This is a genomic window from Fischerella sp. JS2, from assembly GCF_032393985.1.
Taxonomy (GTDB): domain Bacteria; phylum Cyanobacteriota; class Cyanobacteriia; order Cyanobacteriales; family Nostocaceae; genus Fischerella.
Map to the genome: position 1 here is coordinate 605,569 of NZ_CP135918.1, position 20,870 is coordinate 626,438.

At 40.2% G+C, this 20,870-nt stretch carries 24 protein-coding genes; 13 read left to right on the forward strand and 11 right to left on the reverse strand.

Features of this window, described 5'->3' with window-relative positions; translation table 11 throughout:
• Positions 1-55: 55 nt before the first annotated feature.
• Complete coding sequence (gene rsmA / locus RS893_RS02580; protein ID WP_315789697.1) at positions 56-874, reverse strand: 16S rRNA (adenine(1518)-N(6)/adenine(1519)-N(6))-dimethyltransferase RsmA; 819 nt, start codon at positions 872-874, stop codon at positions 56-58.
• Between the two features lie 293 nt (positions 875-1,167).
• Here rsmA and RS893_RS02585 point away from each other — a divergent pair, with 293 nt between their 5' ends.
• Positions 1,168-1,380, forward strand: a complete 213-nt coding sequence (locus RS893_RS02585) for a hypothetical protein (protein ID WP_102173843.1) — start codon at positions 1,168-1,170, stop codon at positions 1,378-1,380.
• Between the two features lie 555 nt (positions 1,381-1,935).
• A complete protein-coding gene (locus RS893_RS02590; RefSeq protein ID WP_315789698.1) occupies positions 1,936-2,730 on the forward strand; it encodes a DUF2993 domain-containing protein in 795 nt (264 codons plus the stop codon).
• Positions 2,731-2,748: 18 nt separating this feature from the next.
• Here the strand turns inward: RS893_RS02590 and RS893_RS02595 are convergent, their stop codons facing one another.
• Both RS893_RS02595 and RS893_RS30195 read right to left on the reverse strand, forming a co-directional pair.
• Complete coding sequence (locus RS893_RS02595) at positions 2,749-2,925, reverse strand: DUF6887 family protein (RefSeq protein ID WP_315789699.1); 177 nt, start codon at positions 2,923-2,925, stop codon at positions 2,749-2,751.
• Positions 2,926-2,978: 53 nt separating this feature from the next.
• Positions 2,979-3,098 (reverse strand): DUF6888 family protein, encoded by a 120-nt coding sequence (locus RS893_RS30195; protein ID WP_396336415.1) that lies wholly within the window; start codon positions 3,096-3,098, stop codon positions 2,979-2,981.
• A gap of 131 nt (positions 3,099-3,229) precedes the next feature.
• Between RS893_RS30195 and RS893_RS02600 the strand changes: the two genes are divergently transcribed.
• Positions 3,230-4,432: an argininosuccinate synthase gene (locus RS893_RS02600; protein WP_315789700.1), complete on the forward strand. Its 1,203-nt coding sequence runs from the start codon at positions 3,230-3,232 to the stop codon at positions 4,430-4,432.
• Positions 4,433-4,558: 126 nt separating this feature from the next.
• On the opposite strand, the gene RS893_RS02605 is transcribed toward RS893_RS02600, so the two are convergent.
• Positions 4,559-5,188: a DedA family protein gene (locus RS893_RS02605; protein WP_315789701.1), complete on the reverse strand. Its 630-nt coding sequence runs from the start codon at positions 5,186-5,188 to the stop codon at positions 4,559-4,561.
• A gap of 637 nt (positions 5,189-5,825) precedes the next feature.
• Between RS893_RS02605 and RS893_RS02610 the strand changes: the two genes are divergently transcribed.
• Complete coding sequence (locus RS893_RS02610) at positions 5,826-6,179, forward strand: STAS domain-containing protein (RefSeq protein WP_315789702.1); 354 nt, start codon at positions 5,826-5,828, stop codon at positions 6,177-6,179.
• 417 nt (positions 6,180-6,596) lie between these two features.
• Here the strand turns inward: RS893_RS02610 and RS893_RS02615 are convergent, their stop codons facing one another.
• Together RS893_RS02615 and rpsF are read right to left on the reverse strand one after the other, a co-directional pair.
• The gene (locus RS893_RS02615) at positions 6,597-7,157 is read right to left on the reverse strand and encodes an Npun_F5560 family protein (protein ID WP_315789703.1); all 561 of its coding nucleotides are present in this window, start codon (positions 7,155-7,157) and stop codon (positions 6,597-6,599) included.
• A gap of 359 nt (positions 7,158-7,516) precedes the next feature.
• The gene (gene rpsF / locus RS893_RS02620; RefSeq protein ID WP_016865724.1) at positions 7,517-7,837 is read right to left on the reverse strand and encodes a 30S ribosomal protein S6; all 321 of its coding nucleotides are present in this window, start codon (positions 7,835-7,837) and stop codon (positions 7,517-7,519) included.
• Between the two features lie 433 nt (positions 7,838-8,270).
• Here rpsF and RS893_RS02625 point away from each other — a divergent pair, with 433 nt between their 5' ends.
• Positions 8,271-9,050: a fumarylacetoacetate hydrolase family protein gene (locus RS893_RS02625; RefSeq protein ID WP_315789704.1), complete on the forward strand. Its 780-nt coding sequence runs from the start codon at positions 8,271-8,273 to the stop codon at positions 9,048-9,050.
• Here RS893_RS02625 and RS893_RS02630 read toward each other — a convergent pair.
• Positions 9,047-9,526, reverse strand: coding sequence for a Tic20 family protein (locus RS893_RS02630; protein WP_315789705.1), 480 nt, complete (start codon positions 9,524-9,526; stop codon positions 9,047-9,049). The two genes, RS893_RS02625 and RS893_RS02630, sit on opposite strands and share 4 nt — an antisense overlap.
• Positions 9,527-9,613: 87 nt before the next feature.
• On the reverse strand, positions 9,614-9,811 hold the full coding sequence (locus tag RS893_RS02635) for a hypothetical protein (protein WP_315789706.1): 198 nt from the start codon (positions 9,809-9,811) through the stop codon (positions 9,614-9,616).
• Positions 9,812-10,252: 441 nt separating this feature from the next.
• Here RS893_RS02635 and glyA point away from each other — a divergent pair, with 441 nt between their 5' ends.
• From glyA to RS893_RS02650, 3 genes are all read left to right on the forward strand, one after another.
• Positions 10,253-11,536, forward strand: a complete 1,284-nt coding sequence (gene glyA, locus RS893_RS02640) for a serine hydroxymethyltransferase (RefSeq protein WP_315789707.1) — start codon at positions 10,253-10,255, stop codon at positions 11,534-11,536.
• 115 nt (positions 11,537-11,651) lie between these two features.
• Entirely contained in the window at positions 11,652-12,902 is a 1,251-nt protein-coding gene (locus RS893_RS02645) for a competence/damage-inducible protein A (RefSeq protein ID WP_315789708.1), read from the forward strand.
• A gap of 184 nt (positions 12,903-13,086) precedes the next feature.
• Positions 13,087-13,272 carry a DUF4278 domain-containing protein gene (locus RS893_RS02650; protein ID WP_315789709.1) on the forward strand — a complete coding sequence of 62 codons (186 nt, stop codon included), beginning with the start codon at positions 13,087-13,089 and terminating at the stop codon, positions 13,270-13,272.
• Between the two features lie 176 nt (positions 13,273-13,448).
• Here the strand turns inward: RS893_RS02650 and proB are convergent, their stop codons facing one another.
• Both proB and RS893_RS02660 read right to left on the reverse strand, forming a co-directional pair.
• Positions 13,449-14,558, reverse strand: a complete 1,110-nt coding sequence (gene proB / locus RS893_RS02655) for a glutamate 5-kinase (RefSeq protein ID WP_315789710.1) — start codon at positions 14,556-14,558, stop codon at positions 13,449-13,451.
• 57 nt (positions 14,559-14,615) lie between these two features.
• Positions 14,616-15,338 carry a TetR/AcrR family transcriptional regulator gene (locus RS893_RS02660; protein ID WP_315789711.1) on the reverse strand — a complete coding sequence of 241 codons (723 nt, stop codon included), beginning with the start codon at positions 15,336-15,338 and terminating at the stop codon, positions 14,616-14,618.
• Positions 15,339-15,496: 158 nt separating this feature from the next.
• Between RS893_RS02660 and RS893_RS02665 the strand changes: the two genes are divergently transcribed.
• From RS893_RS02665 to RS893_RS02675, 3 genes are all read left to right on the forward strand, one after another.
• Positions 15,497-16,480, forward strand: a complete 984-nt coding sequence (locus RS893_RS02665) for a Rieske 2Fe-2S domain-containing protein (RefSeq protein ID WP_315791847.1) — start codon at positions 15,497-15,499, stop codon at positions 16,478-16,480.
• Between the two features lie 390 nt (positions 16,481-16,870).
• A complete protein-coding gene (locus RS893_RS02670) occupies positions 16,871-17,020 on the forward strand; it encodes a hypothetical protein (protein ID WP_396336417.1) in 150 nt (49 codons plus the stop codon).
• Between the two features lie 107 nt (positions 17,021-17,127).
• Complete coding sequence (locus RS893_RS02675; RefSeq protein ID WP_315789713.1) at positions 17,128-17,316, forward strand: hypothetical protein; 189 nt, start codon at positions 17,128-17,130, stop codon at positions 17,314-17,316.
• A 29-nt stretch (positions 17,317-17,345) separates the two neighbouring features.
• Here the strand turns inward: RS893_RS02675 and RS893_RS02680 are convergent, their stop codons facing one another.
• Entirely contained in the window at positions 17,346-17,792 is a 447-nt protein-coding gene (locus RS893_RS02680; protein WP_315789714.1) for a molybdopterin-binding protein, read from the reverse strand.
• 520 nt (positions 17,793-18,312) lie between these two features.
• Here RS893_RS02680 and psaC point away from each other — a divergent pair.
• The gene (gene psaC / locus RS893_RS02685) at positions 18,313-18,558 is read left to right on the forward strand and encodes a photosystem I iron-sulfur center protein PsaC (RefSeq protein WP_009458117.1); all 246 of its coding nucleotides are present in this window, start codon (positions 18,313-18,315) and stop codon (positions 18,556-18,558) included.
• A 388-nt stretch (positions 18,559-18,946) separates the two neighbouring features.
• Positions 18,947-20,848, forward strand: coding sequence for a glutamine--fructose-6-phosphate transaminase (isomerizing) (gene glmS, locus RS893_RS02690; RefSeq protein WP_315789715.1), 1,902 nt, complete (start codon positions 18,947-18,949; stop codon positions 20,846-20,848).
• Positions 20,849-20,870 lie beyond the last annotated feature (22 nt).

Below are 20,870 nucleotides of genomic sequence, written 5' to 3' on the forward strand. Positions count from 1 at the left end.
CTACTAACTATTAACCACTAACTATTAATGTACAGACGCGATGTTCCTCACGTCTCTAACTATTAACCTCTAATTGATTACTTAAGGCAACCCATTGCCTTATGCTAAGTTCTTCAGCACGAGCTTGAGGATTTACTTCTAATTGTTCCAGTAATTGAGTCAAGCGATCGCGTTCTACTATTGATTGCAAATTATTTCGTAACATTTTACGCTTTGCTCCAAAACCCAATTTTACCAAACTCTCTAGTTTTCGAGGATCTTGGGCTGCGGGTTCAATTTTTCTGGGTATTAATCGCACTACCGCAGAGTCTACCTTCGGCGGTGGGTAAAATGCCTTTGCTGGCACAATACTAATCAATTCACACTCGGCTAAATATTGTACCCGCACTGTTAACGCCCCACATGCTTTTGACCCTGGTTTAGCTATGAGTCTTTCTGCTACTTCTTTTTGTACCAACAGAACAATTAAATCATATGGTTCTGGATTGGGGTTAGCAATTGTACCCAGAAGTTTTTCGATAATTGGCCCGGTGATATTGTAGGGAATATTAGCAACAACTTTATTGGGGTTTTGGAAAGCTGAATAGCCTTCTAGTAAAGATGGTACATCCAACTCTAAAAAATCTCCTTGTAGAAGCAAGAAATTTTCGCGCTTACCCAATTCTTTAGCCAAATGCTCGCACAAGTCGCGGTCAATTTCTACTGCAACTAAAGATTGTACTAAGGGTAATACACGGCGAGTCAAAATGCCAGTACCGGGGCCTATTTCTAAGATACGATCGCCCTGTTTTAATTTTGCGGCTTGAATAATTTCTGCAAGTGCCTTTTCACTTTTGAGCCAATGTTGAGCAAATACTTTGCGCGGTCGTACCATTTATTTTACTCTTTGTACCGTATTTTTGATTCGATAGGCGTGTTAGCAACAGCGTAACGCACCTACACCAATTATGCTTAGCGATCGCACTTGTAGCAAAAGCTATTAAAGATTTGCCAGTATTGTTTCAGATTGGTGAATTGTAATAAATATTTATTGAATTGATATTAGATTGACCAATATTTTAATTGTAAATATACTCTGCTGATTTTCTCTGCAAAATTATACATGAGCTAGCCTAAAATTAGGAATAAATTACTATTTCATCTGTCTCAATACAGGGGTGTAGCACTATGAAAACAATCAAAGTAGAAACAACAGATGGCCATAGCGTTGAAATTAATCCTGATTCAATTTCTGAAATCGTAGAAATAGAAAAAGAAGACCCAGGTTTTTTAGGAATATTTGGAGGGCATGATGCCAAATATCAAGTCAACATGATTGATGGTAAGAATTATGAGATTGAGCAGCAAGAGCATGACAAATTACAGCAACAGATGAGTTAATTATTGTGAGGAGATACCTTAACATTTTGAGAAAATTAGCATTTATGAAGATGCGTTACGTTAGCACTAACGTAACGCAATATTATTAGTGTATAAAGATGTAAAGATCGCAATACTATTTGAGTTGTGAAAATTCACGGTGTCCACATCCCTGACTTCTGATATTGAAAAATCAACACTACAATTAATTTGGCTATATATTTTCCCAGAGAAAACTTGAAAATACTATTTTACTTTCAGTATAATTACCCTAGTAAAAATCATACATTGATAAAACTAACAATTCATCACTTTTTATATAAAAAATCTATATTCATGATTATTTAAATAAATAATTACAGAATAATTAATGCATGGAAATGACGCTAAATTGAATACTACAAACTGCTCCAGCTACCACGCAAAGGTATTAACTGTCTATCATTCTGACTCACAGGCATCTAATGCAAGCGACTATCTCACACATAACCATCAGCACAATCAATCACTAGATGGTTGCTGTTATCTTCACAATTTGTTACAAAAATACAAAGAACTTCTAGAGACATCAACCCAATGTTCGGCGGACTTACTGGTTTAACAAATCCAAAAGGCACAGACTGGGGAGAACAGATGCTCAATACTGTTGCTACCCAAACAATTCGCCACCTGTTCACCAAAAGCGAGTCAGTAGAAGTCTTTGTCCGCTGTCACCCTTCCAGCAAGCTATTGCAAGGCAGTATTGATAGCTTCACAATGAAAGGCCGGGGCTTGGTTATCCGTAGAGATTTTGCTGCTGAAGAAATTTTTATAGAAACCGATGCTGTCGCTATTGACTTTAGCTCTGTTTTAAGTGGCAAACTGCGTTTGAGACAACCGACACAAGCGATCGCTCAAGTTGTATTGACACAAGCAGGTATCAACCAAGCATTCAAAGCAGAACTAGTCACAAAGCGATTGTTGAACCAATCCTTACCTGCTTTGACTGCATTATCTGGTGGTAAGCCAGTCTCTTTCAATGAAGTTCAAGTAGAACTATTGCCGGAAAATCGCCTGCGAATTTTGGCAAAAGCAGATTTAAACAACGGTGAACTCGTACCCATGAGTATGACTGTAGCTGTGGGTATTGAAAGGCGACGGCGTATTTCTTTTACCAATCCAGAAATTGAGCTTGAACACGTACCAGAAGCACAGCGAGAACTTTCCCAAAACTTGAGTATGGCCTTAGTCGAAATTCTGGATAACATGGTTGATTTGGATCGCTTTGACTTGGATGGAGTCAAGATGCGGTTGAATCGCTTAGAAACCGAAGGAAAAAGATTAATTTTCAGTGGATATGCGGAGATTGAGCGTATACCTCGGAGTGGATAATGATTTTGAATTTTTATTTTATGGAGCTAGTCTTTTTCTAAGCTCTGCCTCTAGTTGTTCATCAGTACTGACCACTACCCGCCCTGGCTTGGCTCTTATGATGCTGAGGAAATGCTGAAATGCTTCTTCATCTTGAGGATTGGCTTTGACATATTCCCGTAGTTCTTTCTCTGACAAATTTAAATAGTCGTTCATCCTATGATCTCCTCTCCATTACTAAGAATTTCTACTTGGATGGTTTCCCCAATTCAAACTACGATTCTGCCTGTTCTTTGATCAAATCTAACTAATTCTATATTCCGTAGCAGGTTGCTTGTGCGAACGCATAATCGGAAAAAAGCTTTAAGTTGGTCGATGGTCGGTTCCATTATTTCCTAAAAACTTATGTTTTTGATGTTTTAGTGTACTTGTAAACTTAAGAATCACTCTAGCTTTAGCCAGGTGAGTGTCAATTGGATATAATATTGACTCGATTATTTGTTTTTGACTGGAGAAGCTGATGAGTCGTGCCAAAAAGGTTGTCCTGGCATATTCTGGCGGAGTAGATACATCGGTGTGCATTCCCTACCTCAAGCATGAGTGGGGCGTAGAAGAAGTAATTGCCCTCGCAGCAGACTTGGGCCAGGGAGATGAATTAGAACCAGTCCGAGAAAAAGCCCTAAAATCAGGTGCGAGTGAGTCATTAGTGGCAGATGTCAAAGACACTTTTGTAAAAGATTATGCATTTCCTGCCATTCAAGCCAATGCGCTTTACGAAAATCGTTATCCTCTGGCAACAGCCTTAGCCCGTCCCTTAATTGCTAAGGTTTTGGTAGAAACAGCAGAAATATACGGTGCTGATGCGATCGCTCACGGCTGTACTGGTAAAGGTAACGATCAGGTGCGTTTTGATGTATCTGTTGCAGCCCTTAACCCCAATCTGAAAATTCTTGCACCTGCACGAGAATGGGGTATGAGTCGTGAAGAAACTATTGCCTACGGAGAAAAGTTTGGCATTCCTGCACCTGTGAAAAAGTCTTCTCCTTACAGTATTGACCGCAATTTACTTGGTCGGAGTATCGAAGCAGGTATTCTGGAAGATCCCATAATGGAACCACCAGAAGAAATTTATTTATTGACAAAAGCGATCGCTGATACTTCTAACGAACCAGAATATATTGAAATTGGTTTTACTAGAGGTATTCCTACCAGCCTCAACGGTGAAACAAAAAGACCCATTGAATTAATCGAACAACTCAACCAAGTTGCAGGAAATCACGGTGTTGGGCGCATCGACATGATCGAAAATCGTTTGGTAGGAATTAAATCACGGGAAATCTACGAATCTCCCGCAATGGTGATATTAATTCAAGCCCATCGTGATTTAGAAAGTCTGACTCTCACAGCAGATGTTACCCATTACAAGCGGGGTATTGAAGAAACTTACAGCCAAATGATTTACAACGGCTTGTGGTACAGCCCCCTGAAAGCAGCCCTAGATGCTTTTATTCAAAAAACCCAAGAGCAAGTGTCTGGAACAATTCGGGTGAAGTTATTTAAGGGTAACGCTACCATCGTTGGGCGTCATTCGGAAAATTCTTTGTACACTCCTGACCTGGCAACTTACGGAGCCGATGACAAATTTGATCATAAGGCAGCGGAAGGCTTCATTTACGTTTGGGGTCTGCCAACTCGGATTTGGGCACAGCACATTCGGGGATAGGGGATCGGGGAAAGAAAGGGGATAAGGAGGACAAGGAGGACAAGGGGAATTAGTTACTGTTATATATATATTATTCTCCTCACACTCCTCACACTCCTCACACTCCTCACACTCCCCATCACTCCATCACTCTCCTGCTGGGTTATTAGCTTGTCTAGCCTCTAACCACAAGGGAATAATGATAAAAGCTGCAAGAATTAGTAAGGCAGCGATCGCGAATTTACTTACCCAAGCAACTAACTGTTCTAAAGAGACGACTGTACCAGCAAAGAATGATAGTGTCACCATCACACTAGCCCATGCAGTTGCCCCTAATATGTTATAAAAACAGAATTTTCCAAAAGGCATTTCAGCTATACCAGCCATAGGTGCAGCAAAAATTCTCAATAAGGCTAAGAAACGCCCAAAAAAGACTGCTTTTGCTGCATTTTCACTAAACTGCTCTTTTATACTCAATAGTCGGGCTTCAGAGAATCGAAACAGGCTGCCAAGCCGCACTAGCATTGGCCAACCGCCAGTTCTACCAATCCAATAACCGCAAATACCACCAATCACTGCTCCCGTAACAGCATCACCTAGAACTAGCCAGTAACTTAATTCATGACTACCAGCTAGGAACCCACCGACTAGGGTTACGGTTTCACCAGGAATGGGAATGCCCAAGTTCTCTAACAATATTCCGAAAAAAATTGCCCAGTATCCATATTCATGAGCAATCCTTTGGATATTTTCTAACGAGATAAATTCCAAAGACATTCAGCACCGCAGCCTTTACAAATGTTTACTTTTACTATATATTGGCTTGTTTTTTGATGCTGTGTCAATCGAGCCTTTAAGAATCACATAAACTTTAGTCAAGTATCTGTAAAACTTAAAAATTTTTATCAAACTCATCAGTCAAGACATAGATAATATCCAAATCTTAATAAAATCACAGGATAGAAATGCTACAAAATAATTATGATATTTTCTGATCAAGTCTGCTTAAAAGCTTGAATTATTAGGAGTTTTTTAAAAATTTATTTTTTACCTAGAAATATATTAGTATTTGTTTTGACGCAAATAGACATAATTTCTGTAGATTAACTATATACCACATCAGTACACCTACTGAAATTCAGCGAAAACTTTTTATTAAAAATTTATAAACAACCAGGTTAAATATAAAAATTTTGTAAAAGATACGAATACTACTGAAATTCTCAGATGCTTATGCCTATATTGGGAAAGTTAAGACAAAATTATACGGCATGAATACTGAAAAAAATCGTCTCAACCGTACTGCTGTAAGTTACCAAATTTTTGGATAAACAATATTTTTACGGTTGTCAAGAAAGCAGTTTTTATGCCTGTTTTTTGTTTTCTTATTGATTCAATTACCCAAAGAACATTTATGACTCTCATATCAGAACGCCAAGTTGTCTTGTTTAAACCTCAAGGACGTATGGATCTAGAGGGTGGTATGGCTTTAAGCAAAAAGATGGCTGAATTATTACCAGAACGTGATCAACTCTGGGTAATTGATTTAGCTGAGGTGGATTTTATGGATAGTTCTGGCTTAGTGGCTTTGGTTAATGGTTTTAAAGCTGCACGACAAAATGGTTGTCGTCTGGTACTGTGCAATGTACAAACACCTGTGAGGTTAGTTTTAGAAATAACTAAACTGGATTTAGTATTTGAAATTGTTGATAATCAAGAAGAAATATCGGGTTTTGTGAACAAAAGCAGTATGTTGCTGGTACGTTAAAAGTGCCACTCCACAAAATGAAAACTAATGGTTAAGTCAATCAACTTTGGATTTTAAATTTGCGATTTTAGATTTACTGCATTCATGAAGGAATGCAGCTTGGAGATTTTAGATTTGCGATTTTAGATTTGTACCACCTTACAAAGGGGTATGAACCGAAAAACCTTAATCCAAAATCCAAAATTTAAAATTGGCACAGTCAAGCAGTGGCTTTGCAGTATTGGCTTTCGCACCTCATAAACTACCCGAAATAGCTAGCGTGGGAATAAATTTTCCTGTAAACTTTTTGGCTAGAGCTGTTGATTCTCTTAGTAATTGGTATTTTGGCTATCAGTACTACTAAATAACCAAAAACAACCATTATCTAATATTCATAAAAATTGCCCTGCCACATGCTGATGTAGCCAAAATTAAAGTTTAGGCATTTTGCACAGTAGAAATATTACTTGCATCGGATGCCATCGGCGGAAAATTTGGTAGATCTATACCACTGTGAGAAGTTGTACGGGTTTTTAGCGCCAAACGATAACTCACGCTTTGCAGTTCAGCTTGTAACTGGCGATTTTCTCGTTGTAGCATTGCTACTTTTTCTCTGACAGGAGCCATACGCTCTTCAAACTTACGACGATAAATTTGTGGTAACTCCTGTACTACTTGCTCTAACATCCGGCTGCGATCGGTTAGTTCTTGCACCGACTGACGCAACTGATAGATTTCGGCGTCTCGAGTTGCAATTTGTTCTTGATAAAAAGTTACTTGTTGTTCAACTGCTTGTAATTGTTCTCGCAATGTTTGAAGCTGACTTTGATAACGCTCAGACATTTCTGGCTGGGGCATAAAGTTAGTGTTACCCTTCACCAGTCGGAACAGTTCTTGAGACAGCTGTTGCACTAATTGATCACGAAGTTGCAATTCTTGACGCAACTTCGATACTTCTGTAGAGAGAGCTTGAATATTGGAGTTATCAGTTTGGCTCACAGTGGCAACTAGCTCCAGTGAATAATCTTTCCCCTTTTAGGTATAAACGCGGTTGTACTGCTTTTAGCTAGTACTTCCAAGTACTAGTTAATTTAGCATTCCCGGAGAAATCGGCAAGTGGAAAAACGAATTTTTTTTTACTTTTTTGAAAATAAATAGTTAGTCGTTAGTAGATAGTGCTTAGTAGGTAGAGAGGGGAGGAACATTGCATCTGTACTGGATAGTGGATAGTGGTAATTAGTTACTGTGTTCTAGCAAACAATATAATCTATCAACAACTAACCACTAACCACTAATGTACAGAGGCGAGGAACATAGCGTCTATACCCACTAACCACTAATAACTAACCACTAACCACCTATGCTGCTTCTGTAGAGGCTTTTGGCTCTTGTACCTGTTGGTTGATTGTTAGGTAGCGAATCACTTCCTCGCTCAGACGCATGGCACGTTCTAACACCGCAATCATTTTGCCTGGACCAGTATAGTTCAGCTGGATATAGATGCCATCTCTTTGCTTTTTAATTTCATAAGCTAAACGACGCTTGCCTCGATTTTGACTTTGGATATTGTCAGCTCCTTGTTCCCGTAGCAAGTTCTCATACTTAGAAATGATTTGCTCTACCTGTTCATCCCCCAAATCAGGACGCAGGATGTACATTGTTTCATAAACAGTTTGCATGTTTTCCATCTCCTTATGGACTATGTGGCTGCTGATTCAATAGGAATTTATCGTATTAATTTATACAATTACCTATTTGTATATACAGCAACAAGGAACTACGATCATACAGGAAAGTTGTGCAGTGTGAAATCCCATTTTTAATATTTGGGAGTTTTACACAATTTCTGAGTGTAGCGTTTTTTAAGACTGAAATTAAAATATGATTCAACAAGGAGGTGAGTAATAACAATTTTGGATTTTATGTGCGAGAGATCAAGCTGAAACTGCATACAGTTTCAACTCGCCTCATGTCTTTTGCCCTTGCTAATTAGGTAATTCGGCACACCACTTCTGATACTGGTAAAAGTTAGTCATGAGTTTATAGACTTTGGACTGTAGACAATTGACTTGAGAAGCGATTTGATTACAAATAGAGGTATTAATCAAGGTTATGGCGCAGCGCTTTGTGCGAGTTCAAAATCCAGAAGGGCAGATTTACTATGGTTTGCTACAACTTTCCATGAAAGTGCAGGTGCTGGATGCTCCACCCTGGTTACAAGGTCAACCTACGGATTTGATTTTAGAACCAGATGATTATGAGATATTGGCTCCCTGTGCACCTTCAAAAATCATAGCTGTCGGCAAAAATTATGCGGAACATGCGGCGGAAATGGGAACTGAGGTACCTGCTGAACCACTAATTTTTCTCAAACCGCCCACATCTGTAATTGCTTCGTTAGCAAAAATTCAATATCCATCACAGTCACAACGAGTAGACTATGAAGGAGAATTAGCATTAGTTATTGGCGATCGCACTTTTAATTGCACACCTAAAGAAGCCCAGATGAAAATTTGGGGTTATACCATCGCCAATGATGTTACAGCGCGAGATTTACAAAAGAAAGATAGTCAATGGACACGAGCAAAAAGTTTTGATACGTTTTGTCCCCTTGGCCCGTGGATTGTCCGTGAATTAAGCCCAGGAGCCAGATTACAGACTTTCTTAAATGAAGAGCCTACTCCTGTACAATCTGCCACTATAGACCAAATGGTCTTTCCCCCAGACTACCTTGTGTCTTACATCAGTCAGATCATGACACTATTACCGGGGGACGTTGTGCTGACAGGTACGCCTGTGGGAGTTGGATCTCTAAATATAGGCGATCGCGTCCGTGTAGAAATAGAAGGCATTGGTCGCTTGGAAAACACAGTAGCGGTAGTTGATAGCTAGCGTGGTAGTTGCATGTATACTGCATCAGAAATGGCGGGAATTTCTGCGTAACGCCCTAACAGCGACTGGATCATAGAATATACACATGCTGCCACTATGCCTAGAAAAACAGTAGTGTATAAAGTCTGGACGGCAAAATCTCCAGCAGGAAGCAATCCAACAACATCAGTTAGGATACCAAACAAGAAAACTATAATGTCCAGCAGAATTGCCTGCATAGTGTTGAAACGAATAAAATGACTGATTTTTTCGTTTCGCACTACAAAGATAAATAAAGCAAAGAAAATAATCAATCCAGCATAACGAACGCCATAATAAATTCTCAATAATGGCAGCAAGGGCAAAAATAAAAATTGCACAGGTGGAAACTGGGTGAGAAAAAATTGACCATATGCAAAAACTTCAACAACAGGAAGCAAATAAGGCAAACAAGCAAAAATCCTGTCTTTAACTGTTGTAGACCCACGCCAAGTCATACTGCGCTCTCCTATGGTTAAAATTCAATAGTCACATGAACCTAGAATAACGCAGTTGAGTAGTTGATTATTTCCACTAAATTAGCTTCATTCTATATTAACAATGCGAAAACCCATCATACACTCATACTGAACTGGTTGACGCTCAGATATTTTACTAACTGTATGACCACAGCGTAGTTGACCTTGACGCCAACGAGGTTGACCACTACTATCAGCGAGTAAACAAGATTGACAAACTTGCTGAGGGGCAAGGATCTGATCCTCCATTAAAATTACTAGCATCCAATCCCTCCTGAAACTCCTCAATAGTTCCCTGTATTTCCTCTAAAGTTGATATTGTGGATTGTAGATTCTAATTTAGTAGCAGTTGTATTTAACAATCTATCTCCTACACTTGCGAGATCACTTATCTGTTAAATCCATCAGATATCTATTGCTCAGTTTCCAAACTTAGTTTGAAAATATGCAGTTAATAACAACCCAAGAAAACTAGTTTTAGTAGGTTTTAAGTTAATTGTATGTTGGATAATCTTTTTTGTAGTAAAAACTAATACATAAATTCATGAGAACCAATAAATACCAGCAATGGTTCATACTTGATAAATAGGTTGGCGTAAATAAACATGTCGTTAGTGGTTAGTGGTCAACTACTAACTACTAACTAGTAACTAGTAATAACCAACAACCTACTTGGATACAAATTGCCATTAAGGACAGCTAAAAGTGACTCTGACTAATTCAGATTTTCTTTCCTCCTATGATCCTGCTGTTGCGGATTTAATCAACAAAGAACTACAACGTCAACGTGACCATTTGGAGTTGATTGCAAGTGAAAACTTTACCTCTGCGGCTGTACTGGCTGCACAAGGTTCAGTACTGACAAATAAATATGCTGAAGGTTTGCCAGGTAAACGTTACTATGGCGGTTGTGAATTTATAGACCAAATAGAGCAAATAGCGATTGATCGCGCTAAACAACTGTTTAGTGCTGCTCATGCAAACGTACAACCCCACTCTGGCGCACAAGCAAATTTTGCCGTCTTTCTAAGTCTGCTAGAACCAGGAGACACGATCATGGGGATGGACTTGTCTCACGGCGGACACCTCACCCACGGTTCACCTGTGAATGTGTCGGGCAAATGGTTTAAGGTTGTTCATTATGGTGTTAGTCAACAAACAGAACAACTAGACTATGACCAAGTTCGAGAGCTGGCGCTAAGGGAGCGTCCAAAGCTCTTGATTTGTGGTTATTCTGCCTATCCTCGTGTCATTGATTTTGAAAAGTTCCGCAGTATTGCTGATGAAGTTGGTGCATACTTACTAGCAGATATTGCCCATATTGCCGGTTTAGTTGCTACTGGCTTACACCCCAACCCCATCCCTTATTGTGATGTCGTAACAACAACTACCCACAAAACCCTACGGGGGCCTAGAGGTGGTTTGATTATGACCCATGATTCGGAATTGGGTAAAAAACTAGATAAAGCTGTTTTCCCTGGTACTCAAGGTGGACCATTAGAACACGTTATCGCTGCTAAAGCAGTAGCTTTTGGAGAAGCACTAAAACCAGAATTTAAAACTTATTCTGCTCAAGTTATTGACAATGCCCGCGCCTTGGCTATGCAACTCCAAAATCGTGGCTTAAAGTTAGTATCTAATGGAACAGACAATCATCTTATTCTCGTAGATTTACGTAGCATAGGCATGACTGGTAAACAAGCGGAACAGTATCTAAGTGTGGTAAATGTCACTACTAACAAAAATACAGTTCCTTTTGATCCAGAGTCACCATTTGTTACCAGTGGTTTGAGATTAGGTTCTCCAGCTATGACCACACGGGGTCTGGAAGTGGCAGACTTTACAGAGATTGGTAATATTATTGCTGATCGCCTATTAAACCCAGATTCCGAAAGTGTTGCTGTTGATTGTCGGCGAAGGGTAGCAGCACTGTGCGATCGCTTCCCCTTGTACCCGCACTTGATAATTCCTGTACCAGCGTTAGCCTAAAATAGGGGATTGGGGATCAGGATCGGGGATTGGGAAGAGACTTGTTAAATCATTCTCCCTTGTCCTCCTTGTCCTCCTAATCCCCAATTCCTAGTCCCAATCCCTAATTCCTCTCATGAGTGCAGAAATTATTTGTGTTGGTACTGAAATGCTGTTGGGAAATATCCTTAACAGCAATGCTCAATATTTGGCAATACAATTAGCAAAATTAGGGATTCCTCACTACTATCAAACAGTCGTAGGAGATAACCCCGAAAGACTCAAGCATGTTATTGAAATAGCAACTCAAAGAGCAGAAATATTAATTTTTACAGGCGGTCTTGGCCCGACACCAGATGACCTTACCTGCGAAACTATTGCCGATTTTTTTAACACTCCTTTAGTAGAACACCCTGAAATTATCGAAGATATTGCCCGTAAATACGCTCAACGCGGTCGGCAAATGTCACCCAGCAATCGCAAGCAAGCTTTGATACCTAAAGGAGCAGAGATATTACCTAATCATACTGGTACAGCACCAGGTATCATCTGGCAACCCCAACCAGGATTAACAATATTTACCTTCCCTGGTGTACCAAGCGAAATGCAACGGATGTGGGAAGAAACCGCAGTACCCTATTTGCAAAACCTTGGTTGGGGTAAGGAAACTATTTACAGTCGGATGTTAAAGTTTTGGGGCATTGCTGAATCTGCTTTAGCAGAAAAAGTCGCTGCTTATCTTAATTTAACCAATCCAACTGTAGCCCCTTATGCTAGCAAGGGAGAAGTCAAGTTACGGATTTCAGCAAAAGCCGCTTCTGAAACCGCCGCACAAGAATTAATTGCCCCTGTACAGAAACAACTCCAAGATATTGCTGGACTGGATTATTACGGTGCTGATGATGACACCCTTGCTTCCGTTGTTGGTGATTTACTGCGTAGAGACCAAGAAACCCTTGCTGTAGCAGAATCCTGTACTGGTGGGGGACTAGGGCAGATGTTAACAGAAATTTCTGGTAGTTCTGATTACTTCTGGGGTGGAGTAATATCCTACGATAACTCAGTCAAAATTAATCTCTTAGGTGTCAATGTTGAAGATTTAGCAAAATTTGGGGCGGTTAGTGCTACTGTAGCAGAACAAATGGCGCTGGGTGTGCGATCGCGTCTTAGCACTAATTGGGGACTGAGTATTACTGGTATTGCTGGACCGACTGGTGGGACTGAGACTAAGCCAGTAGGTTTAGTTTACATTGGTTTGGCAAAACCAAACGGCGAAGTGGAGAGTTTTGAATATCGTTGGGGTGCAGGGCGGAGTAGATCTTTAATTCGTCATCTCAGTGCTTGTAGTGCTTTGGATCAACTGCGACGAAAGTTGCTGACAAGGTAAGACAGTTATCAGTTAGAGACGCGAGGAACATCGCGTCTATACAGTTATTAGTTATCAACTAATAACTAATCTTTTGTCCTCTATTAGTTTACATAAATTCATAAAATTTTTTCGTAAAATCCTCAGAAGAGCTTGATTAGTTATATAGCAACTAATCAAAAAATCACTAATTTCTAGAGGAAATATGCATCTATCTTATCGTGGTATTCGTTATCAATCTCAAGCTACTCAATTACCAGTATCAAATAATAGTCAAAAATATAATTATCGAGGAGTTCCTTACGAAATTCATCAGGCTAAAAATACCATAAACCAACAATGTTTTCAACTTAAATATCGTGGTGTTAATTATAAAAGTTGCATAGGTTAACTATATCCAAGTACAAAATATCATAAATTCGTAGCGAAAAAATCCGGTTACACTCTGCTACCTGGTGCGCTAACTCTACGTACCTCTGCGTTTAAAAAAGCTATGATGTTTTTTAGGTACGCAAAATTTGGCGCACCAGATAGCAGAATTCCGCTATAGATTTATCCAATTTCGTACTAAGTCAAAACCAAATTATCCCGGTGGACTACAGTTTCTGCACCTTCATACCCTAAAATTGCCGGAATTTCACTGGAGTGCCGCCCGCAAATCTGTTGTAGTTCTGCTTTGCTGTAATTGACAATTCCTCTTGCAATTTCGTTACCTTTAGAGTCACATAACACTACAGCATCTTGAGCATCAAATTCGCCTGCTAAGGCAGTAACACCAGCAGCTAATAGAGATTTGCCTGCTTGGGAAATTGCGACTACAGCGCCTTCGTCTAAATACAATTTTCCAGAAGGCACTAGACCGTAGGCAATCCAGCGTTTACGGGCAGATGTTGGTTCTAAGTGGGGTTGAAAATGAGTTCCTATTGGTTCACCTTGTAAGATTTTTTCTATATTTTGGGGACACTTACCTTCGGTAATTACGGTACGAACACCAGCAGCAGTGGCAATTCGTGCTGCGGAAATTTTCGTTACCATACCACCTGTACCCCATTGAGAACCTTGAGTGCCTGTTTGCACTTGTAGTTCTTCTAATTCTTTGATACTACTAACTAGGGCAATTGGCTGAGCATCAGGTACAAAACGAGGATCGGCAGAGTAAAGTCGATCTACATCAGTGAGCAAAAATAGCCAATCTGCATGTACTAAGCTAGCAACTAAAGCAGATAGAGTATCATTATCACCAAATTTTAGTTCCTCTACTGCTACGGTGTCATTTTCGTTGACCACAGGAATTACACCTAGTTCCAGCAATTCCTTAAAGGTGTTGTAAACGTTCAGATAGCGACTACGCTGTACCAAGTCACTACGAGTCAGCAATACTTGAGCTATTGGCTGTTGCAGGGTGGTAAATAAATCATCATAGACGCGGATCAACCGTCCTTGTCCCACTGCTGCTACTGCTTGTTTAAGTGCGATCGCTTTTGGTCTTTCTGTTAAACCCAAGCGCGCACAACCCACTCCTACAGCCCCAGAAGAAACCAAAATTACCTGATGTCCCTGTCGCCGCAGATGCGAGAGAGTTTCCGCTAAAGTTGCAATAGTGGAAATTGCTAATTGTCCAGTTTCTGGTTGAGTCAGACTAGAAGTGCCGATTTTCACAACGATGGTTTTGCTCATTGGTCAATAGTCAAGGGTCAAGAGTCAATTGTCATTAAGTTATTCTCCCCCCACTCCTCACACTCCCCCCACTCCACCCTGCGGGAAGTCGCTTGCGCGTCTACACACTCCTCTGACTCCCCCATCTCCCATCTCAACTCCCACTCCTGCCAAAATTAAATTAATTGCTTCTTGAGTATATTTTTCAACCATTTCTGAACTCAGCCTATCAACATCTGGTGTGAGATGTTTAATATTCTCATGAGCATTAAAGTAAAAAGTACAGATACCAGCAATTTGTAAACAAATGAGAAACGGATCGAATTGACGAAAAATCCCCTCTGCCATACCCCGTTCTAATACTTTAGTAATGAAGGCAAAGGTTTTTTGCCAGTTGCCTAATTTAAAATATTTGCCTTGATTTTGATTTGCTTCTTGAAACCAGAGCATTCCCCGAAAAGGATGAGCCGCTTCGTAAGCGATCGCTACCCTCACTACAGTCTTCAGTGCTTCTTGGGGTGGTAATTTTTCGAGATCAAGTTGCTCAAGCATATCATGCATTTCCGTTGCCGGACGTTGCAACACTGTTTTATACAACCCTTCTTTATTCTCAAAATAATAGTGGATCATCGCTGTAGTTACGCCAGCACCTTTAGCGATCGCCTCTATGCGCGCGCCACTCAACCCACGCTTAGCAAACTCTGCTTCGGCTGCATCCAAAATATGTTTTTTTGTCGCCTCCGGATCTCGGACTGAACGACTGTTGTTAGACGAGTGTCTTATTTTAGCTGAACGAACCACTACTATCAAAACTCTCTACGAACGTGCTTTTATAGCCTATCCTGATACATTGGTATTATAGATTTAATTAAAAAATTAATTAATACTTGACACTATAAACTATACTGATACATACTAATTAAAAAATTAATTAATAAAAGGATAATCAAATGAAATCTATGCTGTCTGGCGCTCCCTGGTTAATGGCACATAAATCAATGTTGGAGATTAATAAGCCGAAAAAATTTTCTCTCTACGGCTCAGACTATGTCCTGTGGAAAGATGCAACAGGTAAAATTAACGCCTTACCAAACGCCTGTCCCCATATGGGAGCAATGTTATCAGAAGGTTGGTGTGAGCAAAAAAAAGATAAAAGTAGCGTAGTAGTTTGTCCGTTTCACGCCTTAGAATTTGACAGTGAAGGTTGCACTATTTTGCCTGGTTCAAAAAAGAAAACCTTATCACAACTGCAACCATTGGAGTTAATTATTCAAGGAGATTTTATTTGGTCTTATGGTGGACAAGAACCAAAAGCACAAATTCCTAATATTTTAAATAAAATTGCTGTTGAGTATGACTTTATCGGTTATACAGCAGACACAAGCGTCAAGACAGATTTACTGTCTATGCTGCTGAATATGCATGACTATAACCATCAAAATGGTACTCATCGTCCTCTTTTTCGGATCACAGAAGTAAACTTTGATCAATTTATCGATAACGGGCATGAATCTCACGCTTTTTATAATATGCCAACAGCACCGACAAACTTAGGTGCAAAAATTAAAAAGCCAGATTTGCTGTTATTACCAAAAGAACTGAAAGCGCATTTAGAAAATCACTTTCCGTCTTTAGTCATTTTTCATGGTGAAACAGCGATTGGTAAAGTAGCCCAATGCCATTTATTTATCCCAGAATCACAAATGCGAACACGTACATATATATTAATGTTTGGAAAACCTAAACATCCAGTATTTAAAATATTTAGTAAAAGTATTCTTAACTTTGCCAAAGTTGTTGTCGAACAAGATACAGATATTTTGCAAAAAATTTATCCAAATACTCCTCAGAAAATTAAGCTTAATAACGAAGTTGGGATGGATTGGGTAAGACGAAATTTTGAGAATTGGCCTGAAATCAAAGAACCTAACTTTTCTAAATAATTTTTATAAAGTGAATCTACACTCAAGTCCGAAAAAGCTTTGTGTTTTGGTGACTTTTGGTTCGAGATATTTAACCACCAAGGCACAAAGACACCAAGGATTATAGAGTCAAAAATTAGTAAACACTGCTAGGCTAAGAGATTGTTTATAAAAAGAAGTTAAAGAAAACCAGGGTGTAAGGCAAAAGGATTAAGAGTCATAAATAATACTATTACTGACAGAGCAATGCGGGGTGGTGAAAGTTATCTGAGCGACTTAACGGATGCCGAGTAGACAATCATTAAACTGGTCGAGCTTCTACCTCGTTTAGTTCTGATTTGAGTTGATCAAGGTTACAGTGATCAGCGATTTGCTCAGGCAGTTGAGAATTTACTTGGCACTAAGGTAGAAGTGGTCAAACGCCAAAGTCAAACCTTTGAGGTGTTACCTCATCGTTGGGTAGTTGAACGTACTTTCGCTTGGTTTATCAACAACGACGATTGGTCATCGATTATGGGCAGTTACCTGAAATCAATGAGGCTGTTATTTGTGCAGCTATGACACGCTTGATGCTACGACGTTTAACTCAACAGATGCTATAAACTTAAGATTTACTTTATAAACAATCTCTAACATTAATTTTGGCTTGCATAAAATGAGGATGAATAATGAACTGCCCTTCGGGTTCGCCACCTTGCCAACCCTTACGGGAAGCCGCTTTGCGTCTACCTGACGGAGACCGCCAAGACGGCAAGTGGACTCACCAAGACGCCAAGAACGCCAAGAATTTTTCAATTAAAAGAGAAAATAAAATCATCCCACAAATATGCAACGCCGTAATTTTAATTGCGAACTAAGAATTACCTGAAATATACTCAGGAGAGTATCAATCTTTGGCAACTACTATGTCTGTAGATTTAATTACAGCATAGGCTTCTCCTCCGACAACCAGCTCTAATTCTTCACTTGAGACTTTGGTGATCACAGAGGTTAGCTGGACTTTGTGAACAATCTCTAGTGTTACTTCACTATTGACTGGCCCATTCACAATTTTGGTGACAACCCCTTTGAGAACATTTCGGGAACTAACTTTTAATGGTTTCTTTTGAGTAGTAACTTCTGATGAATGAGTGCTAGCATCTTCTTCTTTGGGCAGAGTTGGTAATGGGGCTAGAGAAACTGAAGATACTGGAGACTCTTTGTTCAAACTGCGTACAAATTCCCGTAGAACCTCTGTTTTTGTGCGTTGAGATTGCTGGCAAAACTCCTCCAGCATTTTTCGCTCCTCCTCAGAGGTTTGAAATGTAATCCATCCTTGTTCTTTTCTTGGCATAGCTTTACCAAATCAGTTGGTATCTTGTTGGTAATTTTTGGTAGTATCCTACCAACCGTTGATTTTATAAAAAATCTCTTAGCTGTTATCCTATGAAAGGAAAAAGCTTTTTGATTTTAATTTTTGCAGCATTTATTAATTTACTGCTGGCAATTTGCTTGCTATCATTTACTTCCTTTACATTACTAGCATAATCAAACACCAAGTTAACTTGTTTGTGCTAGCTTCTGTGTCTTATCTAAGGTGAAAGAGGCTGAGCAAGAATACCGTCAGGCTTTATACCTATCGCCAGAACAAGTTCCGATAAAACTCGGGGAATCCTCCAGATTCCCGATCACCCCAATCCCCGTTGCCCCTAATCCCCACTCCCTACGGTCGTGGCGACCCCGAGTTCCCCAATCCTATTACGTTGTTTAAAGTTATGTAGCCTTTTGATTACGACAGCTAAGCCACTGCGGTAAACTAAGCCTTGATATATGATTCTTTCGCCCAGAAGAACACCTCATTTAGGAGTTTTTTAATGTCTCATACCGTAAAAATCTACGATACCTGCATTGGCTGCACCCAGTGTGTCCGCGCTTGCCCAACAGATGTGTTGGAGATGGTTCCCTGGGACGGCTGTAGAGCTGGACAAATAGCTTCTTCCCCCCGTACAGAAGATTGTGTGGGTTGCAAGCGGTGTGAAACTGCTTGTCCCACTGACTTCTTGAGCATCCGGGTTTATCTAGGAGCGGAAACAACTCGCAGCATGGGTCTGGCTTATTAAAAGCCAGAAAAAGCCCACACCATACCTAATTGTGTCAGGTCGGTGTGGGAGCAGTCACTTTATTAATTAGCAAACTTTTTTAAAGGGTAGGGTAGACATTACATCGCCTCTCTATTCAGATGGGTGAAAAATGTCTATCCTATAAATTTATAGTATTTTATAAATATTAAAAAATCTTAGCATTTATATTAACTGTCATTGGTCATTTATCATTGGCTAGTAGTTAGAGACGCGAGGTTCCTCGCGTCTGTACATTAGTAGTTAGTGGTTAGTAGTTAATAATTATTTCTCTACTCCCCCCACCTCCCTATCTCCCCACCTCCTCACTCCCCCCTACTTAGCATCTATACTGGATTTAATCATCCTGAAAATTGTAGTGGTGTGAGTAATGTGCGGTATCGTCGGTTATGTAGGAACTCAAGCGGCGACAGAAATTCTCTTATCTGGGCTGGAAAAACTGGAGTATCGAGGTTACGATTCTGCTGGAGTTGCTACGATTTGGGAAGAAGAAGTTCATTGTGTCCGAGCTAAAGGCAAACTATCTAACCTACGTTCCAAGTTAGAACATTTACAAACTCCTGCCCAAATTGGCATTGGTCATACTCGCTGGGCTACCCACGGCAAACCAGAAGAGTATAATGCTCATCCCCATATGGATACAGCAATGCGCGTAGCTGTGGTACAAAATGGCATTGTGGAAAACTACCGCGAACTACGCGAACAGCTTAAAAACCAAGGACATCAGTTTGGCTCAGATACAGATACAGAAGTTATACCCCACCTTCTCGCTCAATTTCTCAAGGAAGAAATGGCCTTGGGACAGATTGATTCTGATTCTCTGTTTTTGGAGGCTGTGCGAAAAGCTGTTAACGAATTACAAGGTGCGTTTGCGATCGCGATTATCAGTGCTGACTACCCTGATGAATTAATTGTCGTTCGTCAACAGGCTCCTCTAGTCATTGGTTTTGGGCAAGGAGAGTTTTTCTGCGCCTCCGATACTCCAGCGATTATTTCCTATACTAGGGCAGTACTACCCCTAGAAAATGGCGAATTGGCCCGTCTTACTCCTTTGGGCGTAGAAATTTACAACTTTGCTGGTCAGAGGTTAAAAAAACACCCCCGCTTACTCAGTTTGAATCCAATGATGGTCGAAAAACAAGGATTCAAGCACTTCATGCTCAAGGAAATCTATGAGCAACCAGGAGTAGTGCGGGCAACTTTAGAAGCGTACTTTAACACTGATTGGCATCCAGAAAACAGTAGAAATTCTCCAATTAATATTGGTTTACCAAGTGAATTTTACGCAGATATAGAACAAATTCAAATTGTAGCTTGTGGTACTAGTTGGCACGCTGCCTTAGTCGGTAAATACTTACTCGAACAACTAGCACAAATTCCTACTCAGGTACAGTATGCCTCTGAATTTCGCTACGCTCCCTCACCCCTGACACCCAATACCCTAACTATTGGCGTTACTCAATCAGGTGAAACTGCTGATACACTAGCAGCCTTGGCAATGGAACAGGAACGTCGCCAGGGTCGAGAACCAAAGTATCAAGCGCGACTGTTAGGCATCACTAATCGTCCCGAAAGTAGTTTGGGGCATATAGTTCCCCATATTATTAATACCCTTGCTGGTATTGAAATTGGAGTAGCAGCGACCAAAACTTTTATTGCTCAATTGATGGCGTTTTACGCTTTAGCTTTGGATTTGGCTTATAGTCGCCAAACCCTCCCCCATGACAGCTTAGAAGATATCCTCAAAGGATTACGACAGATTCCCAAAGAAATAGAAGCAACTTTGGAAAGTCAGGAAAAATTAACTGAACAATTAGCACATGAATTTGCTGAAACCACAGATTTTATCTTTTTGGGTAGGGGGATAAACTTCCCGATTGCTTTGGAAGGGGCATTGAAATTAAAAGAAATCAGCTACATTCATGCGGAAGGATACCCAGCCGGAGAAATGAAGCATGGCCCCATTGCTTTACTAGATGCAAAAGTGCCAGTAGTAGCGATCGCTATGCCTGGTAGTGTCTATGAAAAAGTGATCTCCAACGCCCAAGAAGCCAAAGCCCGTGATTCTCGCTTAATTGGCGTTACCCCCGTTAAAGATGGAGAAGCAGGAGAAATTTTTAATGATTTAATTCCTGTCTCCTTTGTAGATGAATTACTTTCTCCCATCCTGACGGTGATTCCCTTACAATTACTGGCTTATCATATCGCCGCCCGGCGTGGTTTAGATGTCGACCAACCCCGTAATCTTGCGAAGAGCGTAACTGTAGAATAGTGTAAAAATATACTTGATATTT

Coding starts and splice junctions, on each gene's coding strand:
- rsmA (WP_315789697.1), bottom strand. CDS start 874: ATGGTACGACCGCGCAAAGTATTTGCTCAACATTGGCTCAAAAGTGAA.
- RS893_RS02585 (WP_102173843.1), top strand. CDS start 1,168: ATGAAAACAATCAAAGTAGAAACAACAGATGGCCATAGCGTTGAAATT.
- RS893_RS02680 (WP_315789714.1), bottom strand. CDS start 17,792: ATGCCAAGAAAAGAACAAGGATGGATTACATTTCAAACCTCTGAGGAG.
- RS893_RS02675 (WP_315789713.1), top strand. CDS start 17,128: ATGAACTGCCCTTCGGGTTCGCCACCTTGCCAACCCTTACGGGAAGCC.
- rpsF (WP_016865724.1), bottom strand. CDS start 7,837: ATGCAAACTGTTTATGAAACAATGTACATCCTGCGTCCTGATTTGGGG.
- RS893_RS02665 (WP_315791847.1), top strand. CDS start 15,497: ATGCTGTCTGGCGCTCCCTGGTTAATGGCACATAAATCAATGTTGGAG.
- RS893_RS02600 (WP_315789700.1), top strand. CDS start 3,230: ATGAGTCGTGCCAAAAAGGTTGTCCTGGCATATTCTGGCGGAGTAGAT.
- RS893_RS02605 (WP_315789701.1), bottom strand. CDS start 5,188: ATGTCTTTGGAATTTATCTCGTTAGAAAATATCCAAAGGATTGCTCAT.
- RS893_RS02650 (WP_315789709.1), top strand. CDS start 13,087: ATGCATCTATCTTATCGTGGTATTCGTTATCAATCTCAAGCTACTCAA.
- glmS (WP_315789715.1), top strand. CDS start 18,947: ATGTGCGGTATCGTCGGTTATGTAGGAACTCAAGCGGCGACAGAAATT.
- RS893_RS02645 (WP_315789708.1), top strand. CDS start 11,652: ATGAGTGCAGAAATTATTTGTGTTGGTACTGAAATGCTGTTGGGAAAT.
- RS893_RS02610 (WP_315789702.1), top strand. CDS start 5,826: ATGACTCTCATATCAGAACGCCAAGTTGTCTTGTTTAAACCTCAAGGA.
- RS893_RS02590 (WP_315789698.1), top strand. CDS start 1,936: ATGTTCGGCGGACTTACTGGTTTAACAAATCCAAAAGGCACAGACTGG.
- RS893_RS02625 (WP_315789704.1), top strand. CDS start 8,271: ATGGCGCAGCGCTTTGTGCGAGTTCAAAATCCAGAAGGGCAGATTTAC.
- RS893_RS02595 (WP_315789699.1), bottom strand. CDS start 2,925: ATGAACGACTATTTAAATTTGTCAGAGAAAGAACTACGGGAATATGTC.
- RS893_RS02635 (WP_315789706.1), bottom strand. CDS start 9,811: ATGCTAGTAATTTTAATGGAGGATCAGATCCTTGCCCCTCAGCAAGTT.
- psaC (WP_009458117.1), top strand. CDS start 18,313: ATGTCTCATACCGTAAAAATCTACGATACCTGCATTGGCTGCACCCAG.
- RS893_RS02630 (WP_315789705.1), bottom strand. CDS start 9,526: ATGACTTGGCGTGGGTCTACAACAGTTAAAGACAGGATTTTTGCTTGT.
- RS893_RS30195 (WP_396336415.1), bottom strand. CDS start 3,098: ATGGAACCGACCATCGACCAACTTAAAGCTTTTTTCCGATTATGCGTT.
- proB (WP_315789710.1), bottom strand. CDS start 14,558: ATGAGCAAAACCATCGTTGTGAAAATCGGCACTTCTAGTCTGACTCAA.